The 14,454-nt window shown below is 40.7% G+C and carries 13 protein-coding genes; 11 read left to right on the plus strand and 2 right to left on the minus strand.

Annotated elements, in window-relative coordinates; all coding sequences use genetic code 11:
• The 3 genes from ACFVAD_RS10320 to ACFVAD_RS10330 all read left to right on the plus strand — a co-directional run bounded on the left by ACFVAD_RS10320 (window position 1) and on the right by ACFVAD_RS10330 (window position 3,347).
• On the plus strand, window positions 1–912 hold the full coding sequence (locus ACFVAD_RS10320; protein ID WP_386639151.1) for a fumarylacetoacetate hydrolase family protein: 912 nt from the start codon (window positions 1–3) through the stop codon (window positions 910–912).
• Between the two features lie 17 nt (window positions 913–929).
• Window positions 930–2,081: a homogentisate 1,2-dioxygenase gene (locus ACFVAD_RS10325; RefSeq protein WP_386639153.1), complete on the plus strand. Its 1,152-nt coding sequence runs from the start codon at window positions 930–932 to the stop codon at window positions 2,079–2,081.
• Between the two features lie 405 nt (window positions 2,082–2,486).
• Entirely contained in the window at window positions 2,487–3,347 is an 861-nt protein-coding gene (locus tag ACFVAD_RS10330) for a CAP domain-containing protein (protein ID WP_386639156.1), read from the plus strand.
• Between the two features lie 56 nt (window positions 3,348–3,403).
• Here the strand turns inward: ACFVAD_RS10330 and ACFVAD_RS10335 are convergent, their stop codons facing one another.
• Window positions 3,404–3,787 (minus strand): hypothetical protein, encoded by a 384-nt coding sequence (locus ACFVAD_RS10335; protein ID WP_386639158.1) that lies wholly within the window; start codon window positions 3,785–3,787, stop codon window positions 3,404–3,406.
• A 108-nt stretch (window positions 3,788–3,895) separates the two neighbouring features.
• Window positions 3,896–5,263 carry an MATE family efflux transporter gene (locus ACFVAD_RS10340; protein WP_386639160.1) on the minus strand — a complete coding sequence of 456 codons (1,368 nt, stop codon included), beginning with the start codon at window positions 5,261–5,263 and terminating at the stop codon, window positions 3,896–3,898.
• Window positions 5,264–5,756: 493 nt separating this feature from the next.
• Between ACFVAD_RS10340 and ACFVAD_RS10345 the strand changes: the two genes are divergently transcribed.
• The 8 genes from ACFVAD_RS10345 (at window position 5,757) to ACFVAD_RS10380 (ending at window position 14,328) form a co-directional block, all read left to right on the plus strand.
• Window positions 5,757–6,533, plus strand: a complete 777-nt coding sequence (locus ACFVAD_RS10345; RefSeq protein WP_386639163.1) for a TerC family protein — start codon at window positions 5,757–5,759, stop codon at window positions 6,531–6,533.
• A gap of 719 nt (window positions 6,534–7,252) precedes the next feature.
• Entirely contained in the window at window positions 7,253–8,578 is a 1,326-nt protein-coding gene (gene ltrA / locus ACFVAD_RS10350; RefSeq protein ID WP_386639165.1) for a group II intron reverse transcriptase/maturase, read from the plus strand.
• 135 nt (window positions 8,579–8,713) lie between these two features.
• Complete coding sequence (locus ACFVAD_RS10355; RefSeq protein WP_386639167.1) at window positions 8,714–9,592, plus strand: ATP-binding protein; 879 nt, start codon at window positions 8,714–8,716, stop codon at window positions 9,590–9,592.
• Window positions 9,593–9,603: 11 nt separating this feature from the next.
• Window positions 9,604–11,526, plus strand: coding sequence for a vWA domain-containing protein (locus tag ACFVAD_RS10360; protein ID WP_386639169.1), 1,923 nt, complete (start codon window positions 9,604–9,606; stop codon window positions 11,524–11,526).
• A 72-nt stretch (window positions 11,527–11,598) separates the two neighbouring features.
• Window positions 11,599–12,246, plus strand: coding sequence for a phosphatase PAP2 family protein (locus tag ACFVAD_RS10365; protein WP_386639172.1), 648 nt, complete (start codon window positions 11,599–11,601; stop codon window positions 12,244–12,246).
• A 53-nt stretch (window positions 12,247–12,299) separates the two neighbouring features.
• Complete coding sequence (locus ACFVAD_RS10370; protein ID WP_386639175.1) at window positions 12,300–12,815, plus strand: YusW family protein; 516 nt, start codon at window positions 12,300–12,302, stop codon at window positions 12,813–12,815.
• Between the two features lie 519 nt (window positions 12,816–13,334).
• Window positions 13,335–13,787: a LytTR family DNA-binding domain-containing protein gene (locus ACFVAD_RS10375; protein WP_386639177.1), complete on the plus strand. Its 453-nt coding sequence runs from the start codon at window positions 13,335–13,337 to the stop codon at window positions 13,785–13,787.
• A gap of 13 nt (window positions 13,788–13,800) precedes the next feature.
• Window positions 13,801–14,328 (plus strand): hypothetical protein, encoded by a 528-nt coding sequence (locus ACFVAD_RS10380; RefSeq protein WP_386639179.1) that lies wholly within the window; start codon window positions 13,801–13,803, stop codon window positions 14,326–14,328.
• The last annotated feature ends 126 nt before the right edge of the window (window positions 14,329–14,454 follow it).

Below are 14,454 nucleotides of genomic sequence, written 5' to 3' on the forward strand. Positions count from 1 at the left end.
ATGAAATATATAAGCTTTATTAAAAACAATGGCGAACAGTGTGCAGGATGGCTTGACGGGGATCATGCTGTCGACATGCATGAGGCTTCAGGAGGAAAACTGCCAAAAAACTTACTGACTTTTATTGAACAACACGAAAGCTTTGCTGACACCGTCCATGAGACAGTTCAGGCTCAAAGTATACATGGCCGTTATTCACTCAATGATGTTCAGCTTCTCTCGCCATTACCAAGGCCTGTAAGTGTAAGGGATTTCTATGCATTTGAGGAGCATGTGAAAACTGCCAGGGCTAAAAGGGGGTTAGAGGTCATTCCCGAGTGGTATGAAATCCCCGTTTTCTATTTCACCAATCATTTGGCGATAAAGGGGCCAGCTGATGATATAGAAAAACCCGACCAATGTGACTGGCTTGATTACGAATTGGAAATAGCATGCATTATTGGGAAACAGGGAAAAAACATAAAAGCTGAAAAGGCAGAGGCTCATATTTTCGGATATTGCATCATGAACGACTGGAGCGCAAGGGACCTCCAAGCGAAAGAGATGAAAGTGGGGCTCGGACCTGCCAAGGGGAAGGACTTCGCCACGTCACTCGGTCCGTGGATTGTGACCAAGGATGAATTGGAAAGATACAAAAAGAATGACAGATATGATTTAACCATGACGGCCAGCGTCAATGGAAGACAGCTGTCGCACGGGAACTTCCATCAGATTCATTATACATTTGCCGAGATGATTGAACGGGCTTCAGCGGATGTGACGTTGTATCCCGGTGAAGTGATCGGTTCAGGAACAGTGGGCACTGGCTGTATATTGGAGCTTGGAACGGATGTCCATCGCTGGTTAAAAGCTGGTGATACAGTGGAATTATCCATTACCGGGCTTGGAAAACTGGTTAATACCATCAAATAGGTAGAAGGGGTGTAAAAATGTATTATCGGAAAATGGGAGAGATTCCACATAAGCGCCATACGATGTTCAAAAAAGAAGATGGTTCTCTTTTTCGGGAACAGGTGATGGGTACGAAGGGATTTTCAGGGTCACAGTCCATTCTTTATCATCATTTTTTGCCGACGGAAGTAGTGAAATCTGAGGTCCTGTATAGCTATCTTCCTGAATATGAAGAGCATACTGCATTGAATCACCGTCATCTAAAGACAACTTCCATCGAAAAGAAGGGAAATGCATTGGATGCCAGGGAGTATCTGCTTGGAAACAATGATCTCCTGATTGGAACTGCACTTGTAACAGAGGATATGAAGAGCTTTTACCGCAATGGTGACGGAGATGAGATGTTATACATTCATTACGGCTCCGGGAAGGTGGAGACAATGTTTGGAACCTTTACGTATCGACCGGGGGATTATGTAACCATCCCTATCGGCACCATCTATCGTGTGCTGCCAGCGGAGGAAACGAAGATTTTGTTTATCGAGTCCTTCAGCCAGCTGACGACACCAAGGAGATATCGCAATGAATATGGTCAGTTATTGGAGCATAGTCCATTTTGCGAAAGGGATTTCCGCGGTCCAGAGGTATTGGAAACCTATAGTGAAAAAGGGGAATTTGAGGTACTTACCAAAACACGGGGCTTTATGCACTCCCACATTCTTGGGCACCATCCCTTGGATGTCGTCGGCTGGGACGGGTATCTGTATCCGTGGGTATTTAATATAGAAGATTTTGAACCAATCACTGGCCGGGTACATCAGCCGCCTCCTGTGCATCAAACCTTTGAAGGCCATAATTTTGTCGTTTGTTCCTTTGTGCCAAGGCTCTATGACTATCATCCTGAGGCAATACCTGCCCCATACTACCATAGTAATGTGAACAGTGATGAACTTCTATACTATGTTGAAGGGAATTTTATGAGCCGTAAAGGAATCGAAATAGGTTCCATTACCTTGCATCCTTCAGGAATCCCACATGGTCCTCATCCAGGAACAACAGAAGCAAGCATCGGCAAAAAGGAAACATTGGAGCTTGCAGTCATGATTGATACGTTCAAACCTTTGAAGATTGTAAAAAAAGCGCAAGAGATTGAAGATAAGAACTATATGTTTACCTGGATAGAAAAATAAGCGATACACGTTATCGAAGCTTCTTATAAATGTCATGGAAACATGCATTCGGTAAGAAGCTTGTTTTCTTTTCTTTGGTTGTTACAGAAACCTGATTTTGTGTAATATATGTAATCCATTAGGCTGATTTGTAATATTTGAAGCTAAAAAAAATACATGTCAATACTATTTTACTAGAATAATATATAAATGCTGGTTGATTATGGGAAAAACTTTTCTGATTGATGTGGTCTCAGTAATCTGACAAAGTCTTGTCTATATTGGCGTGAATCACCTTTTGGAATTATTATGTAAAATGGCTTCATTCATTTTCTAAAATTGCCCAGTATTATTACATAAAACCCATGATATGATTTTCGTGTAGCAAAAAACACTACAAAAATTTTTCAAGGGGGAATTTCACCTATGAAACTCAACAAAAAATCATTATTAACAGCTGTCACTACAGCAGCGGTATTAACAGCAGCACCATTCGGCATGAATGCAAAGGCTGAAGGAAATGCACCTTCAAAACCTACATGCGACTTAGGTTCAAATATTCAAACTTTTAATAATCAAGATGATGCGAAAGCATTTTTAGAAAACTATATAAAAGATCTCGAAAGCAAATTTGGTGTAAAAGTACAGTTTGGTCAAGGACAAGCGCCAGCTCAAGCAGAAGCACCCCAAAAACAACAAGAACAAAAGCCAGCTGAAGCTGTAGAAGCTCCAAAAGCAGAGGAAAAGCCTGCAGCAGAAGCTCCAAAAGCAGAGGAAAAGCCTGCAGCAGAAGCTCCAAAAGCAGAAGAAAAGCCTGCAGCAGAAGCAACTCCTGCACCACAGCAACCGGCACCACAACAGCAAGCTGAAGCGCCAGCAGAGAATAAAACAGAGCAAACAGCTAGTGCTGTTAGTGAATTCGAAAAGAAAGTGGTAGAACTTACTAATGCTGAACGTGCAAAGCAAGGTTTGGCACCACTTGAGCTTGACGAAGAATTAAGCAAAGTAGCAAAAGAAAAGTCCAATGATATGAAGAAAAACAACTACTTCGCTCATAATAGTCCAACTTACGGATCTCCGTTTGATATGATGAAGCAATTCGGAGTGGAGTACCGCACTGCAGGTGAAAACATTGCGATGGGTCAACAATCTCCAGAAGAAGTGGTAAATGCATGGATGAATTCCGAAGGACACCGTGCGAACATCATGAATGGTGAGTTTACTCATATTGGTGTAGGTCATGTTGAAGATGGTAACTACTGGACTCAAATGTTCATCGGTAAATAATAGGTGATGAAAAAAAGGCAGCCAATTTGGCTGCCTTTTTACTATGAGATTTTAGGTTATCCTAATTGATCATTTGCAAGCTGAGAATGATACTTATTGATAAATCCGTTAGCTTTCACTGCTAGCTGTCTAACCTTGTGAATGCTGTTTGGATTGATCCTATTGATGCCGATATCCTGGAAATGTGTAGAGGCCACGCATAAGGGAGGAAGCAGATACTCGACAACCAAGGCATTTGCATCAAATTCAATGAGCACTTTTATCTGCTTTTTCAACTCATCTTTCACATATTTGAATTGCTGCTTTATTTCAGCTTGCAGTAGGGATTTTTCACCAAATTGTGATTCTTCATATTTTGTCAGTAGACTGATGAGCACATTTAATTCCTGTTGAAAGAAATCAAGAACTGAAACCGCTTTATTGAAATCATAGCTATTCATATAAGATCTCCTCATAAATTGTAGTTAATATCGTTTTATCTGCTTTATTCGACAAGAAACTACAAATTCCTTTTATTATTCCTATAAGAATAGTGAGATTCAAATTTATCAGCTTGCCTTTTGAGATTGGAAATTCAGATACTTTTTCTGGATATTGGATAGTCGCCATGCAAGGCCGATTGCTCCGGCTGCCAAACCACTGATCAGCCCAAGCCAATATCCGAATGCGCCTAAGCCCGTATAGTTGGCTAGCAGATAACCTATTGGCAATCCAATGACCCAATAGGAGACAAGTGCAATGATAAAGGTAACATTTACATCCTTAAAGCCTCGCAACGCACCTTGTATCGGAGCAGCAATGGCATCAGAAAGCTGAAAGAAAATCGCGTACAGTAAAAACGAGGTTGTCAAGGCAATTACCTCTACATCCTTCGTATAAAGTCCGGCCACTTCTGACTTGAAGAAAAAGAGGAAGATGGCACACAGTGACGATAAGGCGACAGCAGAAATTACTCCGATAATGGTGTATTGCTTGGCATCCTTGATTCTATTGGCACCAACTTCAAATCCTACCAGAATGGTTAAAGCCATCGATATACTTAAAGGAATCATATAAAGCAGAGAAGCAAAATTCAAAGCAACCTGATGAGAGGCGATCGTCACTGTATCGAAGGAGCTCATCAGGAGTGTCACGGCAGAGAAAATACTCGTTTCAAAGAAAATCGATAACCCGATTGGTACACCGATCAATAATATTTCCTTCCATTTTGAAAAGGAAACAGGATATAGCACTTTAAAAAGAGTGAATTGGGTGAATGGCTTCTTTTTCAGCACAATATAAAGTGAAATGATCAAGATGACCCAATAGGTAATGGCAGAAGCAATACCAGCTCCAATCCCACCCAATTCCGGAAGGCCGAATTTACCGAAAATCAGCAAGTAGTTGAGCACTACATTAGTCGGAAGCGATAGCAAGGTGATGATCATTGAAATCCGCGTATGCCCGAGTGCATCGATAAAACAGCGAATAACAGTATAGCAAAATAATGGGATGACCCCAAATCCCAATGCAATTAAATAGTGTTTTGCAACGTACCGCACTTCTGTTTCAAGGTTCATACTTTGAAGTATGGGATCCATGAATATTGCACCGACGGCTAAAACCAACAGACTCATGGCAATTGCGACATACATGCCTTGTGTAAGGGAAAAGGGAACACTCTCGGTTCTTTTCGCACCAACCAGCTGAGCGACAATAGGGGTTATGGAAAGGAGAATTCCACTTAAACCTGTAAAAACAGGTACCCAGAGACCGGCTCCTATGGCAACTCCTGCGAGATCTTGTGCGCCGACATTTCCAGTCATCATAATATCGAATAGATTCATGGAAAATAGGCCGATTTGGGTGACCAGGATGGGTATGACAATTTTTATGAATAGTTTTATGCGTTCTGGGTAGGAGAATACTTGTCTCATTCGATTCACTATCCTTCTATTTCATTGTAATTAGGTGATTATACCATAACAGAATTATTTAGAGGACAGAAATAAATTAAATTCATTATAGTCTGAACAATGCTGCTTATTTCGAAAGAATAAGGCTTGTCCTTCATTGAAACAGCAATTAAGTAGAAAGTAGTTTTTTTGTACCCCTACATGTCAAAGCTAATTTTTTTGCTAATCATTCTAGACCATAAACTAAATCTTGACATGATGAAGAGTTGCTACTAGAATAGTAATATATTAAAATTATATACTTACAAGCCCATCAAAGGGGAGTAGCTATGAAAACAATATTGCCGTCATTACGTGACTGTTCACCAGCCACCGGCTTTATTGGCAACGATTCCGTTGTTAGCAAGACCTTTGCCTAAACTTATTACAGGTCTAGGTGGAGGTCTTTTTATGTTGTATAAAAAGCCTCTGTCTATGATCAGGTAGAGGCTTTTGTAAACTAGGAGGAGAAAAAATGGAACTTCAGCTGTTATTGGAGTATGGTTGGGTACTTCTTGTCCTGATCGGACTTGAAGGTATACTGGCAGCAGACAATGCACTGGTACTTGCCATCATGGTCAAGCATTTACCAGATGAACAAAGAAAAAAAGCTTTATTTTACGGACTTGCAGGAGCATTGGTATTTAGATTAGGGTCCTTATTCATCATTTCATACCTTGTTAACATATGGCAGGTTCAAGCAATCGGTGCAGCTTACTTGTTATTTATCGCAGTCAATCATTTATGGCGCCGATTTGTCGTCCATAGAGCCGAAACTGCCGTAGCGGTTGATAAGCCGGAAAAGAAATCCGGTTTCTGGATGACGGTCCTTAAAGTTGAACTTGCAGATATCGCATTTGCGGTTGACTCCATTTTGGCTGCATTCGCTTTAGCTTTAACGCTTCCACAGACGAATCTTCCAAAAATCGGTGGAATTGACGGTGGACAATTTATCATCATCTTCCTAGGTGGATTCGTAGGGGTAGTCATCATGCGATTTGCTGCAACAATGTTCGTGAAGCTTTTAAAAGAGCGTCCGAGCCTGGAAACCGCGGCTTTTGTCATCGTAGGTTGGGTAGGGTTCAAGTTATTGGTGTTCACACTTGCTCATCTCGGTATCCTGCCACATGAATTCCCGCATTCTCCACTATTTAAGACGATGTTCTGGGTTGTCCTGATCGGTATTGCGGTTGGTGCATGGATCATTTCCGGAAAGAAGAAAAATGTTCAGGAAGTAGACAGCATCAAGTAAATTACTTTCAGTGAATCACATATACTGCTATAATAAAGCTAAGCTGTTGACAATACTTTGTCAGCAGCTTTTGTGCGCTTGGCAGCGCATCAAACTAACGGGTGCAAGTCCCTAACGTGCCGCAAGTGGCGGAAATGTATAGCTGACAGGTAGTGCGTGTCCGTGAGGTATCGTGCGGAGGACCTGAAGGCAAAACTCGGAACAGGCGATAAGATCCACGTTGGCTGGCAGAGTCGGACAACCTCGCAAAAGATGGGAATGTCCAATACCACTTGAGACTCTGAAAGTTATGAGGACTGGATTCGAGGGAAAGTTTGATGACGTGACCCAAGGAGGTCTCATTGTTTCCAATAATGGTAACACTCTAACAAGTTCGGGATGAGCAAGTGGAGTCTATGAGCAGTGAGAAGTCAGAACAGGGGATAGTAGTGAATAAGCTTATCGGAAAAGTCGCAATGGTAAGTGACTTAATACTAGTTATTAAGAGGAACCTCAACCCAAAAGGTGGGGATTCTATGCGAAGCCCGTCTGTCCATGGAAGAAAAGGTAAGCGACTTAAATAGAACCGTCATGTGCCATACAGAAACCGGTAGGAAGATGACCATAGACCCGGGGTCGAACAGAAGGGTAGACCGTATGGGTGTAGTACTGAAACAACCTAAAGATATTGCCGAAGTTAGGCTATTCAATCTATAGGAGGAAAGGAAATTGAAACGAGCATGAACGAGGAAATAAGGAAGTCAACCTTTCGTGAGGGAGTAAAGAAAACAAGAAAGAGAAAATGGTACAGCTTGATGGATAAAATCTGGGCTAGCACCAATCTAGAAGAAGCATTCAAAGAGGTGAAACGAAACCGAGGCACGTCGGGTGTGGACAACGTAACTATAAAAGAGTTCGAGGCTGACCTGGAGAACAACGTACGAGTTCTTCAAAACGATTTAAAGACGAAATCTTATAAATCGATGCCAGTGAGAAGAGTCTACATCCCTAAGGCTGACGGTACAGAGAGACCCCTAGGGATTCCAACTGTAAGGGATAGAATAGCTCAAGCAGCTACCCGTAGAGTAATAGAACCTATATTTGAAGCCAAGTTCAAAGATTGTAGTTATGGATTTCGTCCAAACAGAAGTGCTCATATGGCAATAGACAAAATACGTAAAGACCTAGCAGAAGGGTATGTATATGTCATAGATGCCGACCTGAAATCTTATTTTGATACCATCCCCCACGAGCGTCTCATGAAGGAAGTGAGAGAAGAAATTGTAGATGGAAGTGTACTAAAGCTTCTAACGGAATTCCTTCAAGCTGGTGTGCTGGATAAAGGTAGCTTTTATTTGAACGAAAAAGGTACACCTCAAGGTGGAGTGATAAGCCCCCTGTTAGCGAACATATTCCTACATCCACTAGATGAAGCGATGATGGAACGAGGACATAGAATAACAAGGTATGCGGATGACTTCGTAATATGTTGTAAATCCCAAAAAGGGGCAGAAAGAGTACTGAAATCACTACAGAAATTTCTTGAAGGTGAACTTGGACTCATTATCCACCCAGAAAAGACAAAGATTGTAGACAATAGGATAGAATCATTTGTGTTCCTAGGGTATGAATTCAAGAATGGTAAATGGGCAACTCCCTCCAAGAAATCAGTGGCAAAGTTCAAAGCAAAAGTAAAAGAGGTTACAAAAAGGAATCAAACCATAAACATAGGAAAGCTCATCAAAGAGAAGCTCAATCCGCTACTAAGGGGATGGGGTAATTACTTTGGTAGAGGTGACGCCAAGAAGCTATTCCAAGAGCTGGACTCATGGATTCGTAGAAGACTGCGCATGATTCAGCTTAGAAGCTGGCGGAAGGTTAGAAAGCTACACCGAGAACTTCGAAGAAGAGATTGGAAGGGCACACTTCCAAACCTGCGCATGTGTTTCTGGAGAAGCTCTTTGAGTAAAGCGGTTCACACCGCCATGCCTAATGAATGGTTCAAAGAATTAGGTCTTGTCTTTCTCGAAAGTATTTATAATGAACATCATCCTCAAAGGGGATAACCATGGAGGAGCCGTATGCGATGACCCGCACGTACGGATCTGCGAGAGGCGCATGAATAAATTCATGCGCCTACTCTATTTCTAGTTTGTGTAACAATAGTAATACCATATCCTCTACATAGAAAAGGAGTTAATATGTTGTTTAATATAAATAGCCTTCCAAGTGATATCCAAGAAAAAATTAACCGCCGCCCAATAGCAAGTACCAGTAGATCAAATCTGATAGGTAAAGGAGGATACACTGCCTCTGAAGAGAGCATCATCTTTGATGCAATCATTGCCCTGTCAATAGGTAAAAATGTACTGTTGAAGGGCCCTACAGGTTCAGGCAAAACGAAGCTGGCAGAAACCTTATCCTCCATCTTCCAAAAGCCAATGCATAGTATCAACTGTTCCGTCGACCTTGATGCAGAGGCACTACTAGGATTTAAAACGATTCAAAATATAGAAGGGCATGCATCCATTGAGTTTGTTCCAGGGCCGGTGATTGAGTCCATGAAGGAAGGTCATTTGTTATATATCGATGAAATCAATATGGCCAAGCCGGAAACTTTGCCAATCCTGAATGGCGTTCTCGACTACCGCAAAACCATTTCCAATCCATTTACGGGGGAGGTCGTGACTGCTCAATCCGACTTCGGAGTCATTGCGGCAATCAATGAAGGCTATGTGGGAACGGTACCACTAAATGAAGCCCTTAAAAATCGTTTTGTTGTAATCGATGTCCCGTATATTCAAGGAGAGGTCCTTTTGCATGTTCTCCGTGAACAATCCCACTTGAAGGATGAGAAGTTGCTGAAAAAATTCGTCACGCTTTCATCTGATCTAATCGCTTTAGTAAGGAATGGTCAACTTTCGGAAGAAGCTGCATCTGTTCGTGCACTTCTGGACACATGCGATTTGAGCGTCTATATACCACCACTTCGCGCCATTAAAAGAGGAATCATGGAAAAGCTGGAAGATGAACGTGAGAAGGCAGCAGTACTCAATGTTGCCCAGACTCTGTTTGATTGAGGGTTGGCCAATTGAGACCTATTGTTTTCAACGATAAGAAAATTGATTCCTTCCTGTTTATGGAGCTTGCGGATCTGGCGGTATCACTGGCAAAAAAAGAAAGCTTGGAAGTGGCCTATGCATTCAAATCCTATTATGACCCATTTGAGAATTCAATGTTTATCAGTCTTTTCTGGGATAACCACCCTCATCACGAAAAGATGCATGGGTTGAAAAGCGATGTTTATCTGAGGAGCGTCGGAACCATCCCGCATACGGATTTTTCCAGCGTTTCCCGTTTCATGACTAAAAGCAGGACATCTCATTTATTCAGTTTCAGCAGGCAGCTTTTTATGCTGTTGGAAGATCTGCGCCTTGAGGAAATATGTAAAAGGGAAAGACCTGGCACCACCCGATCCTTTCACGTAAGAAGGGCGGAATATCGAAAGTATTTCCGAAGCCAATTAAAGGTAAATCTCGATAGGACCATTACAACAGATGCGTTATATAATCTGCTATATCTCCTCTTAACGACTGATAACCCGTTGGAGGAGGTTCCTTTTATCGGTAATGAGATAGATCCCGCACTTTCTTTTGTCAGAGCAGAGGCTTCTAAATGTTATGAGGCAAACTCAACTTCAGAAATAGAGAGAATCTGTCTGAATATCGTGGAAGTACTGGACGAACTTTTAGACAGAGATATGCTCAATATGTATTTTCTTTTGCCGGATTTTACTGAAAAAGAGGAAATGCAGGATAATTTGACATTTGATGACCTAAAGCGAAAAAGTGAATTAAAGAACGACGATAAAAAAGAGAAAGAAACGGAAGACGAAGATATTCATGAGGATAAGCTTCCAACCTGGCATAGGGAATCCGAGTCCAGTTCCCAGAGCTTTTTGCAGTTTGATCTGGAGCAGGGTACGAAAATGGACCTGATGGGCGAGGGTGGCCGTGAAGGGGAAGACGGAGACCAGGCGATGGGATATGTCCAGGGGTCTAGCAAGCAAACCAATAAAAATGACTATTCCTCGCTTGAAGCCATGGATGTTAGGCAAAATGAGGAGAAGAAGGAAAGGGGATCCAATGTGGAATTCGGGAAGGAGAATAAATATGCCTACCCAGTATTCCTTACCCCTTCGTCAGTTACGATAGAGCAAAAGAACGATTATGAAGAATACAAACTGTTCATATCCGCTTATCAAAAGAAACTGAAGCAGCTTATCCAGAAAACACTTGAGCATAAAAAAATCCTGCCCAGAAGTGAATTGGCTTTCGGCAGATTAAGCAAAAAGCTACTTCCTTGGTTTATGGATGATAATCCAAAAATGTTTTATAAAAGGGATAACCCTTCCATAGAAATTGATGCTGTTTTCACGCTACTTGTAGATTGTTCCGCGTCCATGTTTGATAAAATGGAGCAGACCAAATTTGGTATAACCCTGTTCCATGAAGCGCTTAAATCGGTGTTCGTTCCTCATGAAGTGGTCGGCTTTTGGGAAGATACGAATGATGCAACCTCAACAAGCCAACCTAATTTTTTCAAGACGGTGATTGATTTTTCTTCAAGCATGAAGAATAAATCTGGTCCAGAAATCCTCCAATTGGAACCTGAAGAGGACAATCGCGATGGATATGCAATTCGACATATGACAAAACGGCTGTTAAGCAGAAGTGAAAAGCAGAAATTCCTGCTGGTTTTTTCTGACGGGGAGCCTGCAGCGATGCAATATGAACAGAATGGAATTGTGGATACACATCAGGCAGTAATGGATGCACGCAAAAGTGGTATTGAAGTAATCAACGTTTTCCTCAGCAATGGAGAAATTGAGGAAAGTCAGGTAAAAACAATCCAAAACATGTATGGAAAATACAGTATCCTTGTTCCGAATATAGAGGAACTTCCTGATGTGCTATTCCCACTACTGAAAAAATTGCTTCTTAAAAGTTTATAAAGAAAGATATTGGCTAACTATACCTATTAGGGTAAGTTAGCTTTTTTATGCAGTTGCGATAGGGGGCATGAGATGAAGATCCAAGCAAAGTATCTATTTCGATGCAGTATCCTATTAGGCCTGCTGTTTTTATTGCTGGGATTCTTATTGGAATTTCAGTCAGTGGAAAGTCTTGATAGGCAATGGGGAAGGTATGGGTATCAGTTTTGGGATCTGGATTGGTTTTTTATTTTCTTATCTTTTATAGGGTCAAGAAACTTCTTGTACCCAGCTATGTTTGTAGTTTCCATCTATTTACTCGTTAAGAGATATCATTTTGCTATCATGATGGTTTGGGTGAATATTGTAGGTGTCCGCCTACTCAATACATGTATGAAGGGTATCTACCAGAGGGAAAGGCCAAGTCTCGAACATCTAGTTGATGCTAATTTTTACAGCTTTCCCAGTGGTCATGCGATGAATGCCATGGCTACCTATGGGATGATTGCATTTCTAGTACTTATGATAGCCCATCAAAGAAAAATTAAGGTCTTAGCAGTGTTTTTAGCATCGATAATTATCTTGTTGATTGGGCTGAGCAGAATCTATTTGGGTGTACACTATCCATTGGATGTGTTGGCAGGATATTTAGCCGGGGCTGCATGGTTGACATTACTAATCGGGATATGGACAAAACTAAGAAGCAAAAGTCATGAGGTAAAATTTTTTGAAAATGGGTAATTTCACTATCAAATGGATAAAATAACCTGTAATTTCATGGAGGAGGAAACTTGATGAAAAGATTTCTTTCATTAAAAGCAGTTTTATCAGCATTGTCCATACTACTGTCTGCCGCTATAGTTTCAGGTTGTGGCACAGACAACGAAAATATGTCTGCACCACCTGAAAATGCCCCTGCACAAGATGAAACCCAGGCACCAGGAGATGAAAGCACAACAGAAGAAGGGCTAAATGGAGACCTGGAATCACAGACAGGACATACATATACCAAATTTGATTTGGATGTCGAGTATAAGGACAATAAAAAGTATGAAGCGGACTTTGAAGCTGAAGGTAACGGCGAAGCAGAAATTGAGGATACAGTAAATGACAACATCTTAAAAGGTGATGAAGCATACAAAGAATTATCCCCAATGCTTGAGCAGCTAAAGATTGACGCCAACTCAGACGAGCAAGAAGTAGTAACGCAGGTCCTTGAAGTATTCAGTCTGGAAAAGGACTACACAGAATTTGAGTTGGAAGTTACATTTGCTGATGGTACATCAAAAGAGTATAAAGTGAAACAATAAAAAACGGGAGCGTATCATAACGGATTCCGAACCTGTCACAAAATCCAGAATTGTATGGAAAAATGTATAGAAATAGGTATAACAAAAAGCACTGCGTTTTCGCAGTGCTTTTTGTGTTTTAACTAAGGGGTCAATTAGAATTTTTATGATATGTTATAAATGGTAATTTACCTACAGATACAGCAGCAGGATAATTGGCAAAAGAACTTGGGCATAATTGATTTTTGATTATACCCTACATAAAATGACCTATTAACCAAAAATAGGTTAATAGTTTTTATTATTGTAAAAAAAGTTAAGCTCGATAGTAAAGATGTTAAGGAGGATTTAATGTGAGTAAACGGAAAAGCCTGCATACAGGCAGCGAAAAGAAAAATGCTAATGTTCATGCACCATGTTGTGTAATCTATGTGGCTATATCTGTAAAGTGTTCCTCTTATATTGAGATGCGAAAATCCGATTGTTATACTACTTTTGGCACATGGCTATGTATTACGATGTACGAAAGGAGGTTGCAATTTGAAAATCAAACTTGACATTAGTAATGAGCGTTATGTTGAAATTAAATCTGCACTTGAAGAACGAGGAATTCAAATAGATGATACTGCCGACTTGGTATTATGTGAAACCAACAGCTTCATTGATAATCTGACTGTGAGAGAAAAAGGAACAAATGCGAGAATCATTTTATCGGTAGAGGATATTGTTTGTATCGAATCGTTCGGTCATGCAGTTGAGGTACAAACGAAAGAAGGACTATATCAAGCTACCGACCGATTATATCGAATTGTCAGTTTGCTTGACCCAACAAAATTTTTGCGTATTAGTAACTCTGTTGTAATTGCAAGAAATAAGGTTAAACGAATTACACCTACTCTTTCGTCGAAGTTTATCCTTACAATGACTAATGGTAAAAGTGTTGATGTAACAAGAAGCTATTACTACATTTTCAAAGAATATTTCGGAATATAGAGGAGGCAATTGCATGGGTTTACCTATTTATTTTCTCGCGCTGTTTGCAATTCTAATAATATTTGTCGTTACCGTCATTGTTTATTTTCAAATCTTTAATCGGCATGTCAATAAGGCTTTAGGGACAACCGAGGGCAAACGTATTTCAATGGTTCCTCCATATAAAGTCACTATTGTTATGACCATATTAGTTTTACTCATTGGCATATTTATTAGCTATAATGCGGGATATGTTAATGCCTATAAAGATTACGAAGAAGATGCATGGGTGATGTCAGCTTCTGATATTCAGACATTCTATGCAGAAGTAAAAGAAGTTGGCGAGAAGTCTATATTGGTTGATGGTATTTCCCTCAATGATGAGAATTATCGAGGTGAGTTTCAATATGATGTATGGGGAGAAGTGAATATATATCGGCAGGATGCTGTTATCCGGCTTTCTGAATTGTCAGAAGGTGATTTGATTTCAATCACACTAGTCACCGACAGAACAGGCTTTACAGATATCTTCAAAATTCAGCTATTAGCTGACAAAGAGTAACCTTGTGTATGAAGGGAATTGGTGGGGAAAGATAGTCTTACTCAACTAATGGGCGTTATCCTGTAACAAGGATAAGCGCTCATTTTCCATTTTTTGGCCGGATTGTTGAAGATGTAGTTTAGCACT

Source organism: Sutcliffiella sp. NPDC057660 (assembly GCF_042800035.1).
Taxonomy (GTDB): Bacteria; Bacillota; Bacilli; order Bacillales; family Bacillaceae_I; genus Sutcliffiella_A.

Excerpts from the sequence above, each read along its gene's own strand:
- ACFVAD_RS10320 (WP_386639151.1), top strand. The coding sequence starts at position 1 with ATGAAATATATAAGCTTTATTAAAAACAATGGCGAACAGTGTGCAGGA.
- ACFVAD_RS10325 (WP_386639153.1), top strand. The coding sequence starts at position 930 with ATGTATTATCGGAAAATGGGAGAGATTCCACATAAGCGCCATACGATG.
- ACFVAD_RS10330 (WP_386639156.1), top strand. The coding sequence starts at position 2,487 with ATGAAACTCAACAAAAAATCATTATTAACAGCTGTCACTACAGCAGCG.
- ACFVAD_RS10335 (WP_386639158.1), bottom strand. The coding sequence starts at position 3,787 with ATGAATAGCTATGATTTCAATAAAGCGGTTTCAGTTCTTGATTTCTTT.
- ACFVAD_RS10340 (WP_386639160.1), bottom strand. The coding sequence starts at position 5,263 with ATGAGACAAGTATTCTCCTACCCAGAACGCATAAAACTATTCATAAAA.
- ACFVAD_RS10345 (WP_386639163.1), top strand. The coding sequence starts at position 5,757 with ATGGAACTTCAGCTGTTATTGGAGTATGGTTGGGTACTTCTTGTCCTG.
- ltrA (WP_386639165.1), top strand. The coding sequence starts at position 7,253 with ATGAACGAGGAAATAAGGAAGTCAACCTTTCGTGAGGGAGTAAAGAAA.
- ACFVAD_RS10355 (WP_386639167.1), top strand. The coding sequence starts at position 8,714 with ATGTTGTTTAATATAAATAGCCTTCCAAGTGATATCCAAGAAAAAATT.
- ACFVAD_RS10365 (WP_386639172.1), top strand. The coding sequence starts at position 11,599 with ATGAAGATCCAAGCAAAGTATCTATTTCGATGCAGTATCCTATTAGGC.
- ACFVAD_RS10370 (WP_386639175.1), top strand. The coding sequence starts at position 12,300 with ATGAAAAGATTTCTTTCATTAAAAGCAGTTTTATCAGCATTGTCCATA.
- ACFVAD_RS10380 (WP_386639179.1), top strand. The coding sequence starts at position 13,801 with ATGGGTTTACCTATTTATTTTCTCGCGCTGTTTGCAATTCTAATAATA.